Annotated in this window: 20 protein-coding genes and 1 riboswitch; of the genes, 10 read left to right on the forward strand and 10 right to left on the reverse strand. The window is 46.0% G+C overall.

From position 1 onward, the window contains the following. Positions 1-219 precede the first annotated feature (219 nt). Both H6F98_RS24690 and H6F98_RS24695 read left to right on the forward strand, forming a co-directional pair. Positions 220-1,587: an adenylate cyclase gene (locus H6F98_RS24690; RefSeq protein ID WP_242058686.1), complete on the forward strand. Its 1,368-nt coding sequence runs from the start codon at positions 220-222 to the stop codon at positions 1,585-1,587. Between the two features lie 66 nt (positions 1,588-1,653). After that, positions 1,654-3,048, forward strand: a complete 1,395-nt coding sequence (locus tag H6F98_RS24695) for an MATE family efflux transporter (RefSeq protein WP_192221369.1) — start codon at positions 1,654-1,656, stop codon at positions 3,046-3,048. Here H6F98_RS24695 and H6F98_RS24700 read toward each other — a convergent pair. The 7 genes from H6F98_RS24700 to bioB form a co-directional block, all read right to left on the reverse strand. Continuing rightward, positions 3,045-3,275, reverse strand: a complete 231-nt coding sequence (locus H6F98_RS24700) for a hypothetical protein (protein WP_192221370.1) — start codon at positions 3,273-3,275, stop codon at positions 3,045-3,047. The two genes, H6F98_RS24695 and H6F98_RS24700, sit on opposite strands and share 4 nt — an antisense overlap. Positions 3,276-3,392: 117 nt before the next feature. Next, positions 3,393-3,833 carry a type II toxin-antitoxin system VapC family toxin gene (locus tag H6F98_RS24705; RefSeq protein ID WP_192221371.1) on the reverse strand — a complete coding sequence of 147 codons (441 nt, stop codon included), beginning with the start codon at positions 3,831-3,833 and terminating at the stop codon, positions 3,393-3,395. After that, positions 3,830-5,758, reverse strand: coding sequence for a DUF4209 domain-containing protein (locus tag H6F98_RS24710; protein ID WP_192221372.1), 1,929 nt, complete (start codon positions 5,756-5,758; stop codon positions 3,830-3,832). Before H6F98_RS24710 ends, H6F98_RS24705 begins: the two co-directional genes overlap by 4 nt. A 263-nt stretch (positions 5,759-6,021) precedes the next feature. Continuing rightward, positions 6,022-6,357 carry a low molecular weight protein tyrosine phosphatase family protein gene (locus H6F98_RS24715; protein ID WP_192221373.1) on the reverse strand — a complete coding sequence of 112 codons (336 nt, stop codon included), beginning with the start codon at positions 6,355-6,357 and terminating at the stop codon, positions 6,022-6,024. Positions 6,358-6,499: 142 nt separating this feature from the next. Next, positions 6,500-6,979: a signal peptidase II gene (gene lspA / locus H6F98_RS24720; RefSeq protein WP_192221374.1), complete on the reverse strand. Its 480-nt coding sequence runs from the start codon at positions 6,977-6,979 to the stop codon at positions 6,500-6,502. Positions 6,980-7,060: 81 nt separating this feature from the next. Continuing rightward, positions 7,061-7,642 (reverse strand): biotin transporter BioY, encoded by a 582-nt coding sequence (locus H6F98_RS24725; RefSeq protein ID WP_192221375.1) that lies wholly within the window; start codon positions 7,640-7,642, stop codon positions 7,061-7,063. 198 nt (positions 7,643-7,840) lie between these two features. Then, positions 7,841-8,929, reverse strand: a complete 1,089-nt coding sequence (bioB, locus tag H6F98_RS24730) for a biotin synthase BioB (RefSeq protein ID WP_199348923.1) — start codon at positions 8,927-8,929, stop codon at positions 7,841-7,843. Between the two features lie 209 nt (positions 8,930-9,138). Here bioB and H6F98_RS24735 point away from each other — a divergent pair, with 209 nt between their 5' ends. The 4 genes from H6F98_RS24735 to pstB all read left to right on the forward strand — a co-directional run bounded on the left by H6F98_RS24735 (position 9,139) and on the right by pstB (position 13,374). Beyond that, entirely contained in the window at positions 9,139-10,206 is a 1,068-nt protein-coding gene (locus H6F98_RS24735; protein WP_192221377.1) for a PstS family phosphate ABC transporter substrate-binding protein, read from the forward strand. 397 nt (positions 10,207-10,603) lie between these two features. Then, a complete protein-coding gene (gene pstC / locus H6F98_RS24740; RefSeq protein ID WP_242058687.1) occupies positions 10,604-11,545 on the forward strand; it encodes a phosphate ABC transporter permease subunit PstC in 942 nt (313 codons plus the stop codon). Then, entirely contained in the window at positions 11,545-12,462 is a 918-nt protein-coding gene (gene pstA, locus H6F98_RS24745; RefSeq protein WP_192221378.1) for a phosphate ABC transporter permease PstA, read from the forward strand. Before pstC ends, pstA begins: the two co-directional genes overlap by 1 nt. An 81-nt stretch (positions 12,463-12,543) precedes the next feature. Then, positions 12,544-13,374, forward strand: a complete 831-nt coding sequence (gene pstB, locus H6F98_RS24750) for a phosphate ABC transporter ATP-binding protein PstB (RefSeq protein WP_192221379.1) — start codon at positions 12,544-12,546, stop codon at positions 13,372-13,374. A 109-nt stretch (positions 13,375-13,483) separates the two neighbouring features. Here the strand turns inward: pstB and H6F98_RS24755 are convergent, their stop codons facing one another. Then, on the reverse strand, positions 13,484-14,761 hold the full coding sequence (locus H6F98_RS24755; RefSeq protein ID WP_192221380.1) for a glycosyltransferase family 1 protein: 1,278 nt from the start codon (positions 14,759-14,761) through the stop codon (positions 13,484-13,486). A 158-nt stretch (positions 14,762-14,919) separates the two neighbouring features. Further along, positions 14,920-15,070, reverse strand: a riboswitch (cyclic di-AMP (ydaO/yuaA leader). A gap of 575 nt (positions 15,071-15,645) precedes the next feature. On the opposite strand from H6F98_RS24755, the gene psb27 reads away from it, so the two are divergent. After that, complete coding sequence (psb27, locus tag H6F98_RS24760) at positions 15,646-16,050, forward strand: photosystem II protein Psb27 (RefSeq protein WP_192221381.1); 405 nt, start codon at positions 15,646-15,648, stop codon at positions 16,048-16,050. Between the two features lie 229 nt (positions 16,051-16,279). Beyond that, positions 16,280-17,773 carry a family 10 glycosylhydrolase gene (locus tag H6F98_RS24765; RefSeq protein ID WP_192221382.1) on the forward strand — a complete coding sequence of 498 codons (1,494 nt, stop codon included), beginning with the start codon at positions 16,280-16,282 and terminating at the stop codon, positions 17,771-17,773. A 235-nt stretch (positions 17,774-18,008) separates the two neighbouring features. On the opposite strand, the gene leuS is transcribed toward H6F98_RS24765, so the two are convergent. Continuing rightward, positions 18,009-20,573 carry a leucine--tRNA ligase gene (leuS, locus tag H6F98_RS24770; protein WP_192221383.1) on the reverse strand — a complete coding sequence of 855 codons (2,565 nt, stop codon included), beginning with the start codon at positions 20,571-20,573 and terminating at the stop codon, positions 18,009-18,011. A gap of 228 nt (positions 20,574-20,801) precedes the next feature. Here leuS and H6F98_RS24775 point away from each other — a divergent pair, with 228 nt between their 5' ends. Then, positions 20,802-21,221 carry a gamma-glutamylcyclotransferase gene (locus H6F98_RS24775; RefSeq protein ID WP_192221384.1) on the forward strand — a complete coding sequence of 140 codons (420 nt, stop codon included), beginning with the start codon at positions 20,802-20,804 and terminating at the stop codon, positions 21,219-21,221. 51 nt (positions 21,222-21,272) lie between these two features. Here the strand turns inward: H6F98_RS24775 and H6F98_RS24780 are convergent, their stop codons facing one another. Then, positions 21,273-21,938, reverse strand: coding sequence for a Uma2 family endonuclease (locus tag H6F98_RS24780; protein WP_192221385.1), 666 nt, complete (start codon positions 21,936-21,938; stop codon positions 21,273-21,275). A 247-nt stretch (positions 21,939-22,185) separates the two neighbouring features. Between H6F98_RS24780 and H6F98_RS24785 the strand changes: the two genes are divergently transcribed. Then, complete coding sequence (locus H6F98_RS24785) at positions 22,186-22,995, forward strand: class I SAM-dependent methyltransferase (RefSeq protein WP_192221386.1); 810 nt, start codon at positions 22,186-22,188, stop codon at positions 22,993-22,995. The last annotated feature ends 40 nt before the right edge of the window (positions 22,996-23,035 follow it).

Consider the following 23,035-nt stretch of genomic DNA (forward strand, 5'->3'; position numbering starts at 1 on the left):
GATGTGCATAGAAAGCGGCGGGCTTTGCGCCGCTTTGTTGTTGATTGTTTGTTATTTGTTATTTATTATTTGTATCTTTTACAAACAACCAACAACCAAAAACTAACAACAAAATGAACCAAACAGCTTTTGGATCGTACCCAAAGTGGCTTTCAACATAGATAACGGCAGTTCCTACGTCTAAAGTAGTACTAGACAGGTTAGAACTAGGGATAGTTATTGGCGAAATCACACACTGTGCAGGGAAAGCCGTTAATGATGCAAGCACGGTTAGGCATGAAAGAACTGGCAGTGCCAGTTAGACAGGGACTAGCCTTCTTAAAGGTGAGTTTGTCAGCCACTTGGTCAGCAGACTATGAGGTTTGGCGCAATAGTTTCTTGAGGAATCGCTTACGTCTTACCCTGTGGATTGCTCTCGGTGTTGCCTTCACAGTTGTCATCTTTATTCTATGGATGTCTTCCTTAGATAAGGCGATCGCATGGTCAAAGATAATAAGCTATGCCATTTTAGGCTTATGTCTACTTGGCTGCTTGGCACTGCTTAAAACTCCATTCGCATATCGTTACCCAGGACTGCTCTTTTTGGGATTCTCTTGGTCAGTAATTTTGGTGCCCCAAATTGGAGCGGCAGTTGCAGGAAATGCGGCAGCAAATCCCTATATCTGGACATTCGCATTTCTGGCGCAAGCCACGCTCATCCCGGTACGCTGGCGTCTCCACTTAGTTTCACAGTTGAGTGCGCCCCTATCCTATCTTGCCGTGAATAGTGCCTTTGGTTTAACTATAGATCGACAAAGTTACTCTGACTGGCAGTTGAACCTCTACCTGTTCTGGTTCTGCTGTATCTGCAATATTTCTGTATTCTTGTATGAACGGCTACAACGCTCTGAGTTTCACGCCCGTCGAGAAATCGAAATGGCTTACCAGAAACTGGAAGCTGAACGGGCAAGGACGGAGCGACTACTAATCAATATCTTGCCTGAATCGATCGCTCAACGACTTAAGCACGACCAACATACAATCGCTGACCAGTTCCCTGATGCAACAGTCTTGTTTGCTGATGTTGTCGGCTTTACGCAGATATCGTCCAGAATCTCAGCAGCAGAATTAGTCGTGTTGCTCAATCGGCTTTTTTCAATGTTTGACGAGATTGCTGAAAAGCATGGAGCGGAAAAAATTAAGACGATTGGAGATGCTTACATGGTTGTTGCAGGCTTACCAATACCGAAGAGTGACCATGCACAGGCGATCGCAAATCTTGCTCTTGATATGCAACAGGCAGTTGCTCGTTTCAATGTAGAACAAAACCAATCCTTTAGCATCCGTATTGGCATCAACACAGGTCCTGTTGTCGCTGGAGTCATTGGTCTAAAACGCTTTATCTACGACTTGTGGGGGGATACGGTAAACGTTGCCAGTCGCATGGAATCCCACGGACTCGCTGGCAGTATTCAGGTTTCCGAAGCGACTTATGAGTGCTTAAAGGAGCAGTATCTTTTCGAGAAACGAGGAGTTATTGAGGTTAAAGGCAAAGGAAATATGACAGCGTATCTCCTAACAGGACGACGGAGTTTATCAGTGGTGTAAATACTCTAGAACCTCCTGGTGACGTAATGAGTACAATCTTGAGAGGGCTATCACCAGGAGATGCCAATGAACTTCCGTGCAGTTCGCGTAACTTACGCACTGTCAAAATCCAGGGTCATCGCTGAAATTAAAGAGTGCTTGCTTCTAGCCGTTCCCCTAGCCGGAGCGCAGCTATCTCAAGCGGCAACGACGTTTGTGGATACCGTGATGATGGGTACATTGGGAAGCCAGATCATTGCGGCGGGAGCATTGGGAGCTGCTACATTTTTTTTACTGCTCAATATTGGTTCTGCAATTGTCTCAGCCGTGAGTCCACTTGCCGCAGAAGCTTATGGAGGTGGACGAGTTGAGCCGGTTGGGCGAGTAGTGCGACAAGGCTTGTGGTTATCGGTTATCTTGGCAGTTCCGGTGACGCTGTTAATCTGGCATAGTGGAACTCTACTGGGCTTAATGGGGCAAGAACCTGAAAACATCGCATTAGCAGAGGGCTATCTCAGAGCGATCGCATGGGGCTATTTTCCTGGATTGGGCTTTGCCGTGTTGAGAAGTTTTGTCTCTGCACTCTCACGAACCCGCCCTGTGATTGTGACGATGATTTGCGGTACGTTGTTCAACGTTGCAGTCAACTATGTACTGGCATTCGGCAAGTTTGGACTTCCTGCATTGGGATTAGCGGGACTCGGTTGGGCGAGTACGCTGTCGCTTTGGGGAATGTTTGTGGCTTTGGCAATCTATATCCTCAGTCAACCTCAGCTTCGAGTCTACGGAGCGTTTGCTAATCTGCATCAGTTTGATGGCAAAATCTTTTGGGAACTGGTACGAGTAGGTGTACCAATTGGGGTACTGGCAGGAGTAGAGGGCGGATTCTTCGCATTCGCAACATTGCTGATGGGGCAGTTGGGAACCGTAACATTAGCTGCTCACCAAATTGCATTACAGTCGGCAGTTGTTACCTTCACGATTTCGCTCGGTATCTCAATGGCAGCCACTGTCCGAGTTGGGCAGCTCATAGGACAAGAAAATCCCAAAGGAGCTAGACTGGCGGGATTTGTGAGCATTGGCATGGCTGCCGTGTTTATGGGCATCATGGGCATCGTGTTTTGGATTGTGCCTGGAACGATTGTGTCGCTTTACATTGATACTGCCGATCCAGCAAATGCGGCTGTCGTCAGCTTGGCGAAGACACTTTTGGGAGTGGCGGCAATGTTCCAACTCGTTGATGGCGTTCAGGTGACTGCGGCTGGTGCATTGCGAGGACTGAAGGACACCAAAATTCCTCTACTGATTGGTATTCTGGCGTATTGGGCAGTCGGCTTGAGCTGTGGCTACACGTTGGGGTTTGTGTTGGGATGGGGTAGTGTTGGCTTGTGGTGGGGATTTGCGATCGGGCTTGCTGTGGCAGCAGGCGTTCTAACGTGGCGATTTGGCAAAATGGCATTGCACAGTGGAGAGATAGTTTAACGCCTTTGCTCTTCAGCAAACTTATGAAAAGAACGAAACCGTCCTGCCTCAAAATCATCTAATCCATGCTGGATGACTTCAATAGCTTCTTCAGAGTCTTGCGCCTCCCACTCCAAAATGCTGGATAGCAGTTCAGCCGCAACAAGACTAACATCTTGCCCCTGTCGCGCAGCTTTTTCACGGAGTCGCGCCTCTACTTCTGGACTGAGAGAAATAACAATCGTCATAGACTCGGTTTCTCTAGCATCAAGCTTTTGCGTGTCATTCTAGCAGACCCTCAAAAGGCGTATTAGGGAATCGGCTTGCCCTGTGACTTAGCTCCTTAATCAGCAACGCTGTCAAGCTCAAGAATTAGGGAAATTTACAACTGTCCAATCCTCAAGGGATAAATCAGGTACTTTACTAAAGTCTTGCTGATTGCGTGTGACTACAACTGCCTGATTAGCTAGAGCGATCGCAGCAATTCTTAGGTCTTGCGTGCCTATCCGAATTTGCTGTTGACGCAAACTCTGGTAGCAGTTGTAGGCTGCATCGTCAAAATTCAGCAAGTTCACGCTACAGAAGTAAAGCAGAGTTCTTCGGAGGTTTTCATAAGCAACTGCTAGGCGATCGGGTTGTGTAGCGGCTCTGCTGATACCAGCCAGTCTTCCTCGCAATTGTTCTTCAAGTGTGACAGTTGTAATAAATATGTTGGAACCGCCAACAGTTCTGGCACGACGTGCAATTTCAGGATGATTATGCTGGAAGAGAGTGACGTGATCGGTATCCAGAATATAGCGACTCAAGCTGGCTGATTCTCCCCTGGAGTGACCTCATCAGCAGCGACTTCAGCATCTAGTTCACGTCGATAGGCAGCCATATCTTCTACAAAGTCATCAAAGAGCGGATCGTCTTTGAACATACCCGCAAATTTGATCCACGGGTCGGACTGTTCAACCTTCTGTTGGTGTATCAAGATTGGCAAACAACATAGCCGTAGTGTGAGCCACCATAGGTAGGACATGATAGGACTTAAGAATTCACTGTCATTAATCAGACCATGAGCCATACAGTTTCTCAAATTGCTGCCAGAATGCTCAACCAGTAGACTCTTGAGGTCAAACAGCGTATCCTCATCAAAGATAGAGGTTATCTCTGGGCAGTAGAGAGTAGTAGTCAAATGATACTCTTTTTGAATTCCCCTATTATCAAGTCCAGAGGGTAATACACCTCGGTTCCAGAGTAGATAGCGGATAGAATTCTCGATCTGGGGGATGAGGATATGAGTAGAGGTGAAGAAATCTCCGGTTAGTCCAGCGTAAAGCCCCTTTGCAAACAGATATTCTCGCTCTGGTGGTACGAAAGGGCTATGTGACACGATGGGAAGCAAGTCATTAACTCGCACAGAGTGTTCTAGATTGATCTGATCTCTGGCAGGCTCAATAAAAGCTTGAGCATGGAAACCTTGATAGAAGGCTGCATTCTTGTTCATCTCAAAACGAGTTGCTGCCTCTGCCTCATTAGGATCGCTCGATAGGACTGAGCCAGGTTTACGAGCTACAACTTTACCCCTCTCATTCATCATCACTGTTGGAAAAAGATGGGATAAGACAAACTCACGAGCTTGATTCTGTACCTGTTGTCGTAAGTGAGAGACGTTAGTTGGAGTACTTAATAAAGCCAAAGCAAACAGAGCGTCCTGGAAGTTTTTTCCTCTGACATTTTCCCTGGCTTGCTCTACCAATTCACTGATATCAATCTCATGAGAACTAGCAACTAGCTCCTTACGAGACTCTTCCTGATATTGAAGGAGGAGTGTATGAATCTCTTCAGCCCTGACCTTCGCATCCACAGCTTCTTCCTTAGTGCCTCGGATGTTTCTGAAAGCTTCAACAGCTTTCTGCATAAAATGCGATGCAACTAAGTAGCTCGGAGGGGTTCTCTTAAGAGAACTTCCAGCTTCCTTGACGTAGGTTTCGGCGGCAAGCAGTGAAGCTGCACGTTCTTTTTCCCCATCTTTCTCAATGAGATGCCATTTTGATTTAATTTCCCAATAGGCTCTTGCTCTACGCCAGTCATGATCTGATTCTGCTAGATTTGCAGCTTTTTCAGCTAGAGCAGCATATTTTGTCGGCTCACCAAATCTAGATTCTTGCAAAAGCTCCATGAGCTTTGCTGACAGCCACAGTGGATCTTCTCCGTTGTAGCGGTCTAGGACTGCTTCAATGTGTGCGACAACCGTTTCAGGTTGATACCTAATTCTGCGTGCTAACCGAAGCGCCCGTTCAATCCTTTCAAAACACCAAGTCCAATTATCCGGATCTTCTAGTTCTGTAGCAGATTGTAAGTAGGCGGTAACTGCTAGTTGCGCCATCCGATAGTCACGCCGTCTGACCCAGAGAATATCTGCAACTCGTGCTTGAAGTTCAGGATCTGATATCTCAGGAGCAATTCCGGCAAGAAAGTCTAGATGTTCGTCTGTGAGGTTTTGGAAAATTTTAGCGAAAAATTCCTCGTTTGACTCCGGCTTGATTGCAGCACCCGTCACAGCTGCCAGAATCTCAAAGACAGCCTGCTCTTTGCCGTTTCCTGCCTCCTTTGCCTCCTCTACCTTTTTCCAAAAGCCACTGCTGTAGGCAAAACATTCCTTTCTCTCACTGCGGTTAACCACATCCTGCCAGCGAGAGTGGATGAAATCGTCTTTAGTCAGAGGAGGATTTAGTGATGGCATAGTCTCAAGCTACTTCCCTATATGCCCCTACTATGCCAAATCTAAGGCAGATACACCAACGAGGGTTGAAAACGTGATCGCCCTCATTTACCAAAGTTTCTGATGGAAGGAGCGATCTCGTTCATTAGTCAACCTCAATTCACAACCCGTATGCCCGGAATCTTTCTAAAATGGCGGAGGTTCCGCGTAACCAAAGTAGCTCGAATCGTTCTGAATGGCTACCCAAAGACCTGCCGTAGGCACCACCCAGCCTACTGCTTCCTCTAAAAGGTTCCTAGCAGGGGAAGCACTTTTTTCTTCAGTAACTCCACCAAAGCTGGCTCCATGTACTCATACTCATCAGGGATATCTAGGCAAATGACTCGCTTGGTTTTGAGCCAAGGCTGAAACTTCTTTAAGAGTTTGCTTCGATGTGACTTTTCCATCACAAAAATAATGTCTGCCCATTGGATCGCCTCACTGCACAAAGGCATCTCTGCTTCCCGATCCAGTCCAGCCGAGTCCACCTCCAACCCCTCGTACTCACAGAATACTGCTTCGGCTGTAGGGCTGCGTAATCGGTTTTGGCTGCAAACAAATAACAATTTTTCATAACGCAACTTACCTCACCCGCTAGCGTAAAGCAAACCACATTCATTCGCACAGGTGCAAGTAAACGGAATGTTTTGGATGAGCAAATTCTCTCACCCAACATTTAGATAGATGGCTTCCAGTTCAATGTTGGGACGAATTGTGAATTGCTTAAGATCGCCTAGAGTTAGATGCTGAGGGATTTTGCCGAAAAGTTGCAATTAGCAAGCAGATAATACCGATATTGATAAAAACGTCTGCAAAATTAAAGACAGGAAAACGAATCAGACGAAAATCTAGAAAATCGACAACATAACCAGCAACAAATCGGTCAATGCCGTTGCCTAATGCACCTCCCAAAATGAAGCCATAGCCTAATTGCTCAACAATATCCAGTGATGGACCAAATAAAGCGAGTGCCATCAAACCCAAGCTTACAATTAAAGACAACCAACGTAACCAACCGCCTCCTTGGCTAAATAGACTAAACGCCGCACCAGTGTTTGTTACATAGGTTAAGTGAAATACACCCGACCACAAGGGTAGAGTCTCAGTAAGCTCAAAATTTTGTACGACCAAGTATTTGGTTAGCTGATCCAAAATCAGACTGGTAACAGCAGCAACCCAGAAGAAGCGGTTTTTTAGGCGCATGGAAATTGGTTAATGGTCAGTGGTTATTCGTTATTTGTTATTCATTAGTGGCAAAGTTAACTGACAACAGACAACGAACTCTTAATAAAACATGAGTTGCCGTAGGGCAAAGGCTAAAACTGTAACAGCACAGACCACCACTAACTGCCCTGGTAGGGGATAAATTGAGTATTTCATGATTGCCTGTAGTAAAGGCATACCTCCAATTGTTGTCCAGTTGATGATGTGGAAAATAATCAAGTAGCCCAAACCATAGAAATGGATAGTTAAAAGACCACAAATGCAGCTAAAGGCTAATGATTCAACACGCGGCGGTATCCGAAAGGCAAAAAAACCACAAACCCAGGCACCTGCAATAAAGCCCAGTAAGTAACCAAAACTTGGCTCTTTGAGATAACTGATACCACCGCCTTGGGTAAAGACTGGAAGGTTTAAACCTATTACAACGTAAGCAATCTGAGACAGGGCACCAGCAGTTCTGCCACCTAAACAAGCCGCGAGTAGCACTGCCCCGATTTGAAAGGTAACACCGAGGGAGGTTGTATGGATACCTTGCGCTGACCAATTCCACGGTGGATTAGTGACAAATGCTTCCACAAAAGTGCCACCAATGGTTAGCAGTAAGCCAATCAATGCCCATAGAAGTTCATTGGGAGCAGACACAGTCAGCTAGGGCCTAGAAGCCAAAACGGTAAAAAGTAAAAGGCAATCATAGATTAAGAAAGAGAGAAAGAAGAGAAACGGCGGATACAGCACAAAAGACTATTGAACATAAGTCTGGCTTGTATCGGAAAGATCTAATTTTATACTCTCTCTTGCATCTCTCTCCCTCTGCTTGAACGAATGCCAACTTCTTATTACCTAAGGAGACGGGTACTCTCCGGGAATTGGTGCCTCACCACCTGTTAGTCCCAAGGATTCGAGCATGGCATGGTCTTGCTCTGGTGGTTGTCCCATGGTAGTAAGGTAGTGCCCAATCAGCATGGCATTTATCCCGGATTTCAGCCCTAGGGCTTGCAGTTCACCCATAATTGCTTCTCGCCCTCCGGCATAGCGGAGGATTTGCTGTGGTAGGATGAGCCGGAAAATTGCGATCGCCTTTAATGCTTCATAAACATCCAGTTTTGGGCGTTCTCCCAATGGGGTATCAGAGCGAGGATTTAGCAGGTTGAGTGGCACTGATTCCACTTCTAGTTCTCGTAGCGCCAAGGCTAACTCAACCCGATCTTCCCAAGTTTCCCCCATCCCGATGATGCCACCTGTACAAGCTTGGATACCAGCGGTTTTCAAGTTCTTAATCGTCGCCACGCGATCGCGCCAGCTATGGGTTGAAACGATTTCTGGGAAAAAGTTCTCCGATGCCTCTAAATTATGGTTGTAGCGCGTTACACCAGCTTCTTTAAGCGCTTGCGCCTGTTCTGGTGTTACCTCTCCCAGCGCACAGCAGGGCTTGATGCCAGTTTCGGTAATGATTTGTCGTACTGTATCCAGAATTTGTTCAAACTCTGGAGATTTAGGGCTATTGTACTTTGGTCCACGCCCCTGACTAACCAAACAAAAGCGTTTCGCCCCGGCTGACTCAGCCGCTTTCGCTTGAGCGAGAATTTCTTCCTTAGGCTTAAGACCATAGATAGGGGAATCTTTCCCAGGATGATGTGCTGATTGAGCACAGAAGCCACAGTTTTCTGAGCAGTTGCCTGACTTAATGTTGACGATACTGCACAAATCGACTGTATTTCCACAGCAAGCAACACGCACCCGATCTGCGGCTTCGCACAGCAGCAAAATGTTTTCTTGCCCTTCGATCTGAGTCAGGGCGATCGCTTCTTCTCGATTGATGCGATCGCCTTTGATAATTCGCTCGGTTAAATTTTGCAGCCACTTGTTCAGTGATACTTGAGAGTTTTCAAGTTTCTCTTGTGTACTTGACAAATGACTAACGTAAGACAAAGGTGCTTGAACCACACTTGCCCCTTTGATAATGGGATTGAAATGCAGTGATCATACCACTTTTACAGAGCTACTATAGTTTAGTAGGTCACCTAAATCATAGAAATACGCAATACAAGCCCTATTTTAGGCTTATCCTTAACCTTGCCTTTACGCTCACGCGATAAGCTGCGAGGAGTGACCCCTATAATGAAAATTCGGAAAGTTCCATGTTGTCCAAAAAGACTCGTTTAGTATCCCTGGCATCCGCAGCCACTTTAATGGTAGGGATCGCTTCTTGCGGTGGTAATCAGTCCTCTGCTCCTTCTGGCGATGCAGGCGGCAGTAGTCCAGCCGCTGGGACTGCTGCTGGCTCTAACTTGTCTGGTCAAGTACAGGCAGATGGCTCTAGCACAGTGCTTCCTATCATGGAAGCCGTGGCGGAAGAGTTCCAAAAAGCTAATTCTGGGGTTCAGGTTACAGTAGGTTCCTCTGGTACTGGCGGTGGTTTCAAGAAATTTTGCGCCGGTGAAATCGACATCTCTAATGCTTCTCGTCCCATTAAGGAAGAAGAGATTGAACTCTGCCAGAAAGCCAATATTGAGTACATTGAAGTACCAGTTGCCTATGATGGTCTCTCGGTTGTCGCTAACCCCCAAAACAACTTTGCTCAGTGCCTTAAAGTTGATGAACTCAAAAAAATGTGGGAACCGGCAGCTCAGGGTAAGGTTTCTAACTGGAGCCAGGTTCGCTCAGGTTTTCCCAATCAGCCTCTAGCACTTTACGGCCCAGGTACTGACTCTGGTACCTTCGACTACTTCACTGATGCCGTTAATGGCGAAGAGGGTGCAAGCCGAGGCGACTATACCGCGAGTGAAGATGACAATACTTTAGTTCAGGGTGTTTCTCAAGACCAGGGTGGGCTTGGCTACTTCGGCTACGCCTACTATGAGCAGAACAAAGATAAGATTAAACTAGTGGAGATTGATAGTGGAAACGGCTGCGTTGCGCCCAGCCCACAGACAATCGCTGATGGTACTTATGCACCACTATCACGACCTCTGTTTATCTATGTCAAGAAAGAAGCGGCAGCACGTCCAGAAGTTAAGGCTTTAGTTGATTTTGCGCTTGCAGCAGACAATAAAGAGCTAATCTCAGAAGTAGGATACGTTCCTTTACCCGATGATACTGTAGCTTTAGTTAAATCACGTTTCGAGCAAGGTAAAGTAGGTTCAGCGTTTGGGGGTAAGGAAGCAGTAGGCGTTACGATCAAAGAACTGCTAGAGAAAGAGAAATAGAGCCTGCTCTTAAGCTGAGACAAGAAAGTGGGGAAAGAAAAAGAGATAAGACTCATACTCTATCCCCCTGGGGTACTTTACACCTAGAGGCAACCTCCAGAGTAGGAAGTACCCCTAACTCACCGGAAATAGCTTGAGATTCTGATGTTTAATACCAATTGGTTTTAACAATGACACTATAACCAGGGTTCATGGACAATTGAGCACTCAACTATAGGGCTAAGGTGAGAGCAATCTGCGGTTCACTATCGCTTGTGAGGGAAAAGAACGAGCTTTCACCTTTCTTCTAAGCTTAAAGTAATAAGACTAATGAACCTTGAATAAAAAGCTATTGACCCAATTGTGACAAGATTTTGACTAAATGATATTACCCTTTTTTATGAGGTTCCCTTTATAGATGCCTACGAATTCGCAATCCTTCGAGTCGCCTGATTCTGGGATGTTCCGCCCAAACAGGAAGACGGCTAAGCTCGTTGAGCAAGTTGTAAAGAGTATTTTTGCTATTTTTGCGTTCTTATCTGTTGTAACCACGCTCGGTATTATCCTAGAGCTGATTTATGAAACAGTGGAATTCTTCCGGGAAGTGCCGCTGTGGCGTTTTTTGACAGATACGGCATGGACACCCCGTTTTACAGACAAACAGTATGGAATTCTTGTCCTGATTAGCGGTACGTTTCGCACCTCGCTGATTGCAGCTCTTGTAGCGTTGCCCCTTGGTCTTTTAGCAGCAATTTATCTGAGTGAGTATGCCTCTCCTAAGCTGCGTCGCTGGTTAAAACCGGCTCTCGAAATTCTAGCAGGCGTGCCGACTGTTGTATTTGGCTACTTTGCACTGTTGACTGTGACCCCTTTTTTACGGTTATTCATTCCTGGATTGCAAGGATTTAATGCCTTGAGTGCTGGCTTGGTTGTCGGGATATCAATTCTCCCGGTTGTTGCTTCCCTGAGTGAGGATGCGATTTATGCCGTGCCGCGAAGTCTAAGGGAAGGTAGCTATGCGTTGGGGATGACCAAGCGTGAGACTATTACAGGTGTTGTGTTACCTGCTGCACTATCGGGAATTGTCGCTTCATTTGTTTTAGCAATTTCCCGCGCAGTTGGGGAAACGATGATTGTTACCGTTGCGGCTGGACAGAACCCGCAATTGGGACTTAACCCGTTCGTCGCTGTTCAAACTATGACTGCCTACATTGTGGCAACGAGTAAGGGAGATATTCCAACAGGTTCGCTTGAATACAGAACACTGTTTGCTGTCGGGATGACCTTGTTCTTGATTACCTTAGTTCTGAACATCTTTACCTTTTGGTTTGTCCGTCGCTTCCAGGAGAAATACGATTAATGGCACAAGACGCACAACCTGTATCGCAAGCTGTTTCCTCAGAAGATGCAAGGTTCAAGTTAAACCTACCTAAGCGCTATAACTTTGATCGATTATTTGCGCTCACTGCACTTGTTGCCACCCTAGTTGGCTTGATAGTGTTACTACTCTTACTCATTGATGTTCTAATCGATGGTCTTCCTCGCTTGGATTGGCAGTTTCTTACTAGTTTTTCCTCTCGCCGTGCTGCGAGAGCTGGAATTCTGGCACCCTTGGCAGGTAGTATTTGGCTGTTGTTCTTAGTTGCTTTAATTTCCTTCCCCCTAGGAGTCGGCGCTGGAATTTTTCTAGAGGAATACGCAACGGATAATATTTGGACTCGGATTATCGAAATCAACATCGCTAACTTAGCCGCTGTTCCTTCAATTATTTACGGGTTACTGGGTTTAGGCGTTTTTGTACGCTTAATGGAACCGATTACTGGAGGACGTAGTATCTTAGCCGGGGCTTTAACCTTGAGCTTGTTGATTTTGCCAATCATCATTGTGGCAACTCGCGAAGCATTGCGGGCAATTCCAGGAAGTCTACGTCAAGCGGGTTATGCTCTAGGAGCAACGCGCTGGCAAGTGATTCGGGAGCATACCTTTCCCCAGGCTCTACCCGGTATCTTGACAGGTACAATCCTTGCACTTTCACGCGCGATTGGAGAAACAGCACCGCTAATTGTTGTTGGTGCTTTAGCCTATATTTCGTTCACCCCAAATGGATTGCAAAGCCAATTTACAGCTCTACCGATTCAGATTTTTGACTGGGTTTCCCGTCCTCAAACGGATTTCCATAATAATGCAGCGGCAGCAATTATCGTTTTGATGATTTTGCTATTGCTAATGAATTCCACAGCAATCTATCTGAGAAATAAGTTTCAGGTCAACAGATAGTTAGGTATCAAATATTAGACTTTTTCTCACATTGATACCTCGCTCCTAACACTGCTTTTCTTTCTATACTTTCTTGATTCTATGCAGCCTAAATCAGTTACCAATTCTTATGGTTCATCCACAGCTACAGATGAAGCTGTTTTACGAGCGGTAAATGCCTCTGTTTACTATGGCTCATTTTTGGCAGTTCAGGATGTCTCTCTTGATATTTTCAAAAACAAAATTACAGCTTTTATTGGTCCTTCAGGTTGTGGTAAGAGTACACTACTCAGATGCTTTAACCGCTTGAATGACTTAATTTCTGGAGCACGGGTGGAAGGGAGAATTACGTTCCAAGGCGAAAATCTCTACGACAAAAAGTTTGACAACCGCATTGAGGACGTGCGTCGCCGCATTGGTATGGTCTTTCAAAAACCGAACCCGTTTCCCAAGTCAATTTATGAAAACATTGCCTTTGGTGCCCGTATCAATGGCTATCAAGGCAATATGGATGAATTAGTTGAGCGAAGCCTTTCTCAAGCCGCTCTCTGGGAGGAAGTAAAAGATAAGCTCAAACAGAGTGGTTTGTCGCTGTCTGGAGGTCAACAACAGCGTTTATGTATTGCACGCGCTCTAGCAATTCAACCTGAGGTGCTACTGATGGATGAACCTTGTTCTGCTCTCGATCCCATCTCCACACTTAAAGTCGAAGACTTGATGCACCAGCTTAAGGAGAAGTACACGATTGTGATCGTGACTCACAATATGCAGCAAGCTACACGAGTAGCTGATATGACTGCCTTTTTCAATGCCAAAGCAACTGATAAAGGTGGAAAACAGGGTTACTTAGTCGAGTTTGACCAAACAGAAGTTATCTTCCAAACACCAAAGGAAGAAGCAACACGGGATTATGTAAGCGGACGCTTCGGTTAAGCTACTGATAAAGCAGCTTTGCTATCAGCGTTCACTCGTCAGCTTTGGGGGCAACCACGAAGGATTGCCCCTACATTTTTAGGCGATTAGTATGCAGCGCTAAAAGTTCTTAGGCGGCTACTTGAGAGATTTTGGCAGAAACAGGCGCATTTTGAGAAATTAGTTTCTCATACAGGCATCCAAGCCGGGATGCCACACTATCCCAACTCATGGCAATTTCTACCCGTTGACGACCTGTCTCCCCAAGTTGCTCTCCCCAAGCGGGGTTTTCGAGGATACGGTCAATTGCTTCGGCAAATGCGGCATCATCTTTGGGCGGTACAAGTAAACCTGTGACTTCTGGCACGACGGTAAACTGCAAGCCTCCAACCTTACTGGCAACGACGGGTGTCCGACAAGCCATTGCTTCAATTGCCACTAGACCAAAGGGTTCATAATGACTAGGTACGACACAGACATTTGCGGCGGCGTAGTAAATCGGTAAGTCGGATTCGGTAAGTCGTCCAGGGAAGGTAGTAATTGCTTCTATACCAAGTTCTTTAACAATACTCTGAATGCGATCGCGTTCAATGCCATCGCTCTCACCCGAACGAGCACCACCCCCAATGATCAATCTCAAATCACTAGTTCCACGCAACTTAGAGGATGCGATCGCTCTTACTAGTGTCTCAATTCCCTTGCGCCGATCAAAGCGTCCAACATACAGGGCGACTTTCGCGTCTTCAGGAATCCCCAACTCACCCCGTGCCGTCAGCCGATCAACTGAACCCAAACGCTCAATATCAGTGCCGCAGGGAACCATTTCAATTGTTCCTTGAGTAGAAACGAGCTTACGCATATGCTCCCCTTCTTGGGGACTCGTTGCAACCACAGAATCCACCGTTTCTAAACAGGTTTTTTCTACGGCTAATCGCGTTGATGCGATCGCAGGTAAGTCACTGACTGACCGATACTTTACTGCACCTAAGGAGTGGTAAGTATGTACCTGTACCAAAGGTTGGTGCTTTTTTAATTCCATCCCAACCCAAGAAGACAACCAATAGTTGGTATGAACTAAGGGATATTGAATACCTTCTTGTTTTTGGAATGCTAGAAATTGCTGAACAAACTCTGGCAGGTAGTTAAAGACAGTATCTCGACCAATAAACTTTTGTGGGCCTGCTGTTAAGCGGATTGTCCGACAGTTCGGTGCATGTTGAACGATAGCGGATTGATCAGGACTGATTCGACGGGCGAACATGTCCACAGACCATCCTTGCTGAGCTAATGCTAATCCAACTTGGCGCACATAAACGTTTTGCCCTCCAGCCTCTTCTTGACCAATTTCCGCTGCTGGATCGCCACTAACAGAAATTAAGGCAATACGATTCTTTTGATTCACGAACATAGTAGATTTTCACCTCATGGGTAGCTTCCCTGCCTCAGACCCAGGAGTTGACACGAAAATTTCGGCTCCTCAGAGTCTACAGGCAGGTGCAACGAAGCGGACAGTTACCAGCCAAGGACACTGACGAGAACACACAATAAATCTAAAGTGTTGTACTTTCAGTCTCCTCTCGATGCCTACGGAGTTAGCTGACGGGCTAGGACTGAGAGATGTCCTTCTCCTTATTTCCCCCGTTCTCAGAACGAAGTGAAATTGGAAGATTTGCCCCAGGAAATGGTTCCCCCGTTCCAGATTCTGCTTGCGAAATGAACCTTTGTTGAAGCAGAAAATAAATTAGGCTGACTTATTACTATGTATGATTATATTAGTATTTTTTAAATAAATCAATATCTCACAAAATTTCTTTTTCTGAAGATTTGCTACTTTATATGGCGATATTCGCCTGAGCTAAGAAACATGGATTAAACAATTTACCAACGGCAAAGCCTGTATAGGCATGGGACGGTCATACTTCTACCCAAAGAATTGAGGTCTATAAATCTATGTTCCCTAACAGTCAAATCAGGTTGTCTCAGGCGCTGATTATCAAATTGATTTGAAGGGAAACTGGGCGAACCTCAAGGATAAATCGGGGAAATTCAATAATAGTGTTCTGATGCAACATGAAAACACTAATAGCTCTCTGTTCTCCTCAATGCTGTATCAGATTTTGCTTTTCTTCAGACCTTGTCAAAAAGGTAGAAAGCTCAATAAACGTAACTTTTCCTTTGCACTTACTCCCCATTCCCCACTTCTTCCTCCCTCTTTCCACTGATCCCTGAGTGCGCCAATCCAAGATAGGATCAGTTCTAATTTTGAAATTTCATTTGTCGTTAATCATGCATATGAAGCGCTACTTGTCACGTCTTCTTGCCCTTGTCTTGGTTGCTGTCATTGGTCTGATGGGATGTTCCTCCAACAGCAGTACCACGGGATTGACTGGGGATTACCGTCAGGATACATTTGCCTTGTTGCAGAGTTTGAGAACAGCGATTGAATTACCGGAAGATGCACCAGAGAAGGCAGCAGCGCAAGCAGAAGCGCGGGGGAAAATTAATGACTTTGCCTCTCGCTATCGGCGGGATAGCTCTGTCGCAACACTCAGTTCCTTTACCACGATGCGAACGGCATTAAATTCTCTGGCAGGTCATTACAGCTCTTATCCCAACCGTCCTCTCCCGAAAAAATTGAAGACACGCTTGGAGCAGGAATTTCAACAAGTCGAGAATGCTCTGAAGCGAGGGTCATAAGGAAGCGAGACAAATGCGATCGCGATAATTTAAGCTTAAAATACCAATGGGGTAAGGGTTTGAGCAGTCAAACCCTTCTTTTTTGTGAAAAAATCCTCTTAAGATTGTCCGGAATCGTGAGCCAGAGCCACGAAAGGAAAATTAGCCGAAAAATGTTATATTTGCCGATCTGTTAGCAGTCTGCTAAGACTGAGGACGCCAACGTTCAATTCTTTTGTGGTTTGTAGGAATGTCAAATGGTTTTCTGAAAGGGACGCGATACAGACAGCGTCTCTATCGCGCCGCAGTTGCCACACTCGTGACCACTAGTAGTCTAGTCAGTCAGTCTTGGTGGTTGACGCAAACAGCTCAAGCTCAAACACAGGCATATTGCCAGTTCTCCAACGCGGCGATCGCTGAAAAAGAAAACTTACGAGTCAGCGCTCTAAAAGGCAATGCAGATTCCGGTAAACGCTACAAAGCTCTTTTAAAACAACACGCTGACTACTTACGGCAATGCCGCGATCGCACTTGGCCGAATACCCAAGCCATTTGGTTGCGCTTATACCCTTGTGATGTTCGTGAAGGAGCGATCGATGAGATTCTAGATCGCATTGTTAACCGAGGCTATAACCAAGTCTACGTTGAGGTGTTTTTTGACGGTCAGACACTCTTACCCGTATCAGAGAATCCAACACCTTGGCCCTCAGTTATACGAACACCTGGAAGCGAGAACGTTGATTTATTAGCTCAGGCGATTCAAAAAGGTCATGAGCGGGGCTTACGGGTGTATGCCTGGATGTATACGATGAATTTTGGCTACTCCTACGCCCAGCGTTATGATCGGCAAGGCATACTCGCTCGCAACGGTCGAGGTGAGACTAGCTTATCCTTCGTCAAGGATGGCTCCCAAGCCTTTGTTGACCCTTACAGCCAGCAAGCTAAAACTGACTACTACCAGCTCGTTCAAGCGATAGCAAAGCGACGCCCTGACGGCATTTTATTTGATTACATTCGTTATCCTCGTGGGTCAGGCAGCGATTCCGTTGTTACCAAAGTCCAAGATTTATGGATTTATGGAGAGGCGGCACAAAAAGCACTATACGATCGCGCCCTCAACAACAAGGGACGAGAACTCATCGCCCGCTATATCCGTCAAGGTTCGATTAGCGATGGCGACATTGCGGCTGTAAATCAACTCTACCCAAATGAAGGACCCGCCCTCTGGCAAGGTCGTACCCCCTCACCGACAGAGACAGTTGCCACCCTGAAATGGCAACTGTGGCAACTCAGTGTTGCTCACGCTGCCCAAGGTGTCATTGACTTTCTCTCCCTAGCTACCCTTCCCGCTCAACGCAGTGGAATCAAAGCAGGAGCCGTGTTTTTCCCGGATGGGAATCAAGGTGTCGGTCGAGGTGGATATGACTCCCGACTCCAACCTTGGGATCGATTCCCCGGTTCAATTGAGTGGCATCCAATGTCTTATGGTGTCTGTGGTAATAGTAATACTAGCTGTATCGAATCGTTGGTCAAGCGAGTTGCGGATCGAGCGCCTAGTAATACTCAAGTCATACCTGCACTGGCAGGCACTTGGGGACGACCTGTGAGTAATCGCCCATCCTTAGAAGCCCAGATGCAAGCAATCCGCCGTGTCGCTCCGCAAATCAATAGCGTGAGCCATTTTGCTTATTCTTGGCAAGACCCTCAGTCTGATCGCGATCGCAAATTCTGTCAGATTCAGTAGTTACTAGCTATAGCTTTTGGCAGAAGGCTTGACTTCTGCCAAAAGCTGGTGCTTTTTGGCGACATGGCAGTCAGCAAGGGTTTAAGCCTCTCCACCAAATCAAAGATTTTGGTGGATTGCATTGGTAATAACAGGTCTCGTTGCTCTCACCATATTGCATCCATAAAAGCCGTTTGCCTTCTTCACGCTTGCTAAGTTGCTCTAGAGACAAGGGGGAGCAATACTCCCCCAAGGTCTAAGCCACCACAAAATTCACCAGCTTGCCAGGGACAACAATTACCTTTTTAATCTCCTTGCCCTCCAAATAGCGCTGGGCAACTTCCGAGTCACGAGCGTACTGTTCCAATGCTGCACGGTCAGATTGAGCAGGTACAGTTAGAGTGCCACGAGTCTTGCCCATGATTTGAATTACTAAGGTAATTTCATCAGCAACTAAAGCCGCTGAATCAACCTTAGGCCAAGCTTGGGTATGAACTGACGAACTGTGACCCGTTATCCGCCACAACTCTTCAGCAACATGAGGTGCGAAAGGGGCTAAAAGCAATATCAGGGCTTCAATCCCTTCTGCATATACGGCTGAATCTTTGCAGCCTGCATCAGTTAGAGCATTACTGAGTTTCATCAACTCCGAGACACCAGTATTAAATTGGTACTCATCCGCTAAATCTTCAGTAACTGATTTAATTGCGGTGTGGATTGCCCGTCGCAAGTCTTTTTCAGGTTTGCTTAAATCACCATCCCCAGAGATGTAAGGCTTTGCACCCCGATGCGCGGCAAAATCTGTTACCAATCGCCAGACACGGTTGAGGAAGCGAAACTGTCCTTCTACATCCGTTTCTTCCCATTCCAAGTCTTTTTCTGGGGGTGCCTTGAAGAGGATAAACATCCGTGCGGTATCAGCCCCGTACTTATTAATCACGTCTTGCGGCGCGACCCCGTTGTACTTGGACTTCGACATCGTTTTGTAGGAGACTTCCAGCTTTTCCCCCGTTTCCGGGTCTTTGGGGTCAGTGGGGTCTACTTGGTCAGAAGGAATCCATTTACCCGTTGTCGGATTCATGTACGTTAAGCCCTGAACCATACCCTGAGTTAGGAGGCGTTGGAAGGGTTCGTCAAAGTTGAGCAATTTGCGATCGCGCAATACCTTAGTAAAGAAGCGCGAGTAAAGTAGATGCAAAATCGCGTGTTCAATCCCACCCACATACTGATCAACTGGCATCCAGTCGTTCGTTTTCACTGGGTCAAAGACTTGTGACTCGTTCCTTGCATCGGGATAGCGCAAGAAATACCACGAAGAATCAATAAACGTATCCATCGTGTCCGTTTCCCGCTTCGCTGCTGTGCCGCAACTCGGACAAGACACGTTCACCCAATTCTCCAACTGTGCCAAAGGAGAAGCACCCTTACCCGTAAACTCAATATCTTCTGGCAATCTCACAGGTAAGTCGGATTCTGGAACCGGAACAATTCCACACTTAGGGCAGTGAATCACAGGAATCGGCGCCCCCCAGTACCGTTGCCGGGAGATTAACCAATCTCGGAGGCGATACTGTATCCGGGCTTTGCCATAACCTTGTTTTTGGGCGTAATCAATAATTGCTTGTTTCCCTTCAACAGACGCTGTGCCATCAAAGTCACCAGAATTCGCCATAAATCCAGGATTGGTGTAGGCTTCCTCCAGTGGCTTGGCTTCATCCCCTTGTTCTGGAACAATGACAACTGTAATTGGGAGCTGATATTGCTTGGCAAACTGGAAATCTCTGGTATCGTGAGCCGGAACACCCATCACTGCACCCGTACCGTACTCATACAGCACATAGTCAGCAATCCAGATAGGGATTTCTTCTCCTGTAAACGGATTAATCGCTTTACCACCAGTAGGAATACCACGCTTGGGCTTATCCTCTGCTGTGCGTTCCAACTCGCTTTCTTCCCCAACTTCTTGAATAAACGCTTCAACCGCTGCTTTCTGGTCAGTTGTGGTAACTTTGGGCGTTAGAGGGTGTTCTGGTGCAAGGACAACGTAGCTAACGCCGTAAACCGTATCCGGACGAGTCGTAAATACGCCGATTTTTTCATCTAAGCCAACAATCGGGAATTCCAAATAAGCCCCCACAGATTTCCCAATCCAGTTGGCTTGCATCAGCTTTACCCGTTCGGGCCAGCCTGTCAATTTATCTAAGTCATTGAGCAACTGTTCAGCATAGTCGGTAATCTTGAGGAACCACTGCCGCAACAACTTGCGCTCAACTTTTGCACCGGAACGCCAGGAACGACCTTCACTATCAACTTGCTCGTTTGCCAATACCGTCTGATCAACAGGGTCCCAGTTAACGGCGGCTTCTTTTTGGTAAGCCAATCCCGCTTGGAAAAATTGCAAGAAAATCCACTGCGTCCACTTGTAATAGTCCGGGGAACAAGTTGCAACTTCGCAGTTCCAGTCGTAGGAAAGCCCCAACCGTTTTAACTCAGACTGCATCTGAGTAATGTTTTGATACGTCCACTTGGCGGGATGAACTCCACGCTGTATCGCCGCATTTTCCGCTGGCAACCCAAACGCATCCCAACCCATTGGATGTAGTACCCGATAGCCTTGCATCCGGCGAACCCTAGCAATAACATCTGTAATCGTGTAGTTACGGACATGACCCATGTGCAGGTTGCCCGATGGATAGGGGAACATAGACAGGGCATAAAATTTCGGCTTATCTTTCTCTGTGGGGGTCTGGTCTAAGCCTTGCTCTGCCCACGTCTCTTGCCACTTTTCCTCAATTTCTGCTGGGTTATAACGGGACTCCACAGTATCGCTCCTACTGGATTCGCACTCTTCCTTTTGCTTGTTGTATTCTGACACATCCCTGCTGGGGATTTGTGCCTGTATGACTATTGAATAATACTGAACTACTTGTTAAAGAAATTTCTCTTGGAGTCGGTTTATTTTTTCTTTGAGTGTTTTTATCTTGTTATTCATGACTTGCGAATCGTTTCAATACTACAAATAAAATACATTCTCTTGAGTGAGCCGACCTTGAGTAACTTAAAAGTTTTTGTCTACGGCACGTTGAAGCCTGGGGAGTACAACTATCAACGCTACTGCGAGGGTAAGGTAGTAGAGGAGAAAAGAGCGATCGCATTTGGTCAACTGTTCGACCTCCCCTTGGGTTACCCGGCAATGACACTGGGCGAAAGTCCAGTTCAGGGTTTCGTACTGACCTTTTCTAATCCAGCTTTTTTAGATGTCTTAGATGAATTAGAAGATTACAACCCGCATCGGACACCAGAAGAGAATGAATACATCCGGCAGCAAATCGAAACTTACAACTTTTCGGGAGAACCGTTAGGGCTTGCTTGGGTTTATTTAATGACAGTTGAACAGGTGCAGCGTTTTGGAGGTGTCCTGATGCCCTCTGGTTGGTGGAGTGGCTACGTTGACACGCTTACCCAGTAAGTATTGATAGATTCTACTTCACTGAACTGTCGTGTCAGAAATGTTGCACAATCACTGACTTACCTTTTCTCGCAGTTGCTCCCTTACCCACTTACGCCAAGCCCGAATAAAGGTAGTATCATCCTGAGTTTCTGCTTGCTGCAAAAATTGATTGATAATTTCGACAGAAACAAAAGGAAACGTCGGACTATAGTTGCAGAGATTGTAAGTTCCTGCTTGTCGCTGGTGAATTTGTACCGTCTGCCCTAGATAACGCCAAACTTCAGGAACGCCTAGCTGCCTGTAAATTTCTAGTCTTCTACTAGAGGGACTGGTAATATCAATCTCAATCACAAGGTCAGGTGCAGGATCGTGAGTAAGGTCTACTGTCCTTCCTTGGATGTGGTCAACATTTTGGATATAGTAGCAAGAATCTGGTTCTGCTCCATGCTGCAAATCTTCTCGATTCAGTGTTGTTGAGCCAAATGCTTTTATCGGCAAGTCTAATTCTTCAGTTAATGCCTCGACCATCCGTTCCAAAAGCTTTTTGTTGGTTTCGTGGCGATCGGACGGCATTGTAATTTCTAGTACACCTTGATCGTAGGCAAGACGAGAAGAACGATTATCTCCCAGTTCAGTTAATAAGGCTTGATAAGTTTGCCAACTAACTCCTTGCAAGATAACCCGATGGCTACCTTCTCTGGGTGTGTCTTGAGCTGGCAGGGAAGTGCTTACCATCGCTTAAGCTTCTCTCAATTTCCTGAGACTATTCTCCTACAATCATACTTATTGCCATAGTCCAGTGACGGCTACCGTGAACTTGACCTCAATTTCCGTTGCTGCCATTTCCTCTGCCTCAAGATGCGATCGCTGTACACTACATCTTTAAGTATCTAAGATTCAACTTAAGTGAATTTTAGCGATTTAGTGCGCTAGCGCTCACGCAACGCACCCTACAAGCTTTGAAAACCAGTAGAAACCAATTGTGCTGACAAAAATTTTTCTTTTTCTTCTAGAGTTATCTCCTGTTGTTAAACGCACTTTATGGCGTTGGTGGTATCAGTTCCTTGCTAACTACTACCAACAACCTGATTGGAGATTTATGAATTATGGATTTGTGCCTCTGGAACCGAATGTAAGTGAATTAAAGTTGGCAGAGGAAGATGAAAATGATCGTTATTTCATCCAACTCTATCATTATGTTGCAACTGCTGTAGATTTGAAAGGAAAACAGGTTTTAGAAGTTGGCTCAGGCAGAGGTGGTGGAGCTGCTTATGTGGCACGATACTTAAAACCAGATAGGATGACAGGGATTGATTTTTCGGATAATAATATTCAACTATCTCGCAAAAATTACCAATTGCCAAACTTGTTTTTTCAACAAGGGAATGCTGAATTTTTACCATTTGATGATGAGGTTTTTGATATAGTGTTGAACGTCGAATCCTCACATTGCTACGGCTCAATGGAAGACTTTGTTAAAGAAGTGAACAGGGTGCTAAAGCCTGGAGGTATTTTTTCCTGGGCTGACTTCCGTTCCGTTGATGAGGTAGTAGCTCTCCAGCAGATTTTTGAACACTCCGGACTTAAGCAAATTAAAGTTAATGAGATTACTCCGAATGTTTTACGAGCGTTGGAGTTAATGGATGAAAGCAGGCAGAACTTTATTCAAACTAACTCACCTCCTTTCCTCAAGGGCGCTTTACAAGAATTTGCGGCTGTGAAAGATAGCAAAGTGTATGAGAGTTTCCAAACAAGTGAAATACTTTATTTGAGCTATGTGTTTGAGAAATAGAGTTAAGGAAATATTACAAGCGGTTTTGCCACTTCCTCCC

Source organism: Microcoleus sp. FACHB-SPT15, from assembly GCF_014849525.1.
Lineage (GTDB): Bacteria > Cyanobacteriota > Cyanobacteriia > Cyanobacteriales > Coleofasciculaceae > Symplocastrum > Symplocastrum torsivum.

Excerpts from the sequence above, each read along its gene's own strand:
- pstC (WP_242058687.1), top strand. The coding sequence starts at position 10,604 with ATGCCTACGAATTCGCAATCCTTCGAGTCGCCTGATTCTGGGATGTTC.
- pstA (WP_192221378.1), top strand. The coding sequence starts at position 11,545 with ATGGCACAAGACGCACAACCTGTATCGCAAGCTGTTTCCTCAGAAGAT.
- psb27 (WP_192221381.1), top strand. The coding sequence starts at position 15,646 with ATGAAGCGCTACTTGTCACGTCTTCTTGCCCTTGTCTTGGTTGCTGTC.
- H6F98_RS24765 (WP_192221382.1), top strand. The coding sequence starts at position 16,280 with ATGTCAAATGGTTTTCTGAAAGGGACGCGATACAGACAGCGTCTCTAT.
- H6F98_RS24700 (WP_192221370.1), bottom strand. The coding sequence starts at position 3,275 with ATGACGATTGTTATTTCTCTCAGTCCAGAAGTAGAGGCGCGACTCCGT.
- H6F98_RS24755 (WP_192221380.1), bottom strand. The coding sequence starts at position 14,761 with ATGTTCGTGAATCAAAAGAATCGTATTGCCTTAATTTCTGTTAGTGGC.
- pstB (WP_192221379.1), top strand. The coding sequence starts at position 12,544 with ATGCAGCCTAAATCAGTTACCAATTCTTATGGTTCATCCACAGCTACA.
- H6F98_RS24780 (WP_192221385.1), bottom strand. The coding sequence starts at position 21,938 with ATGGTAAGCACTTCCCTGCCAGCTCAAGACACACCCAGAGAAGGTAGC.
- H6F98_RS24695 (WP_192221369.1), top strand. The coding sequence starts at position 1,654 with ATGAACTTCCGTGCAGTTCGCGTAACTTACGCACTGTCAAAATCCAGG.
- H6F98_RS24710 (WP_192221372.1), bottom strand. The coding sequence starts at position 5,758 with ATGCCATCACTAAATCCTCCTCTGACTAAAGACGATTTCATCCACTCT.
- lspA (WP_192221374.1), bottom strand. The coding sequence starts at position 6,979 with ATGCGCCTAAAAAACCGCTTCTTCTGGGTTGCTGCTGTTACCAGTCTG.
- H6F98_RS24735 (WP_192221377.1), top strand. The coding sequence starts at position 9,139 with ATGTTGTCCAAAAAGACTCGTTTAGTATCCCTGGCATCCGCAGCCACT.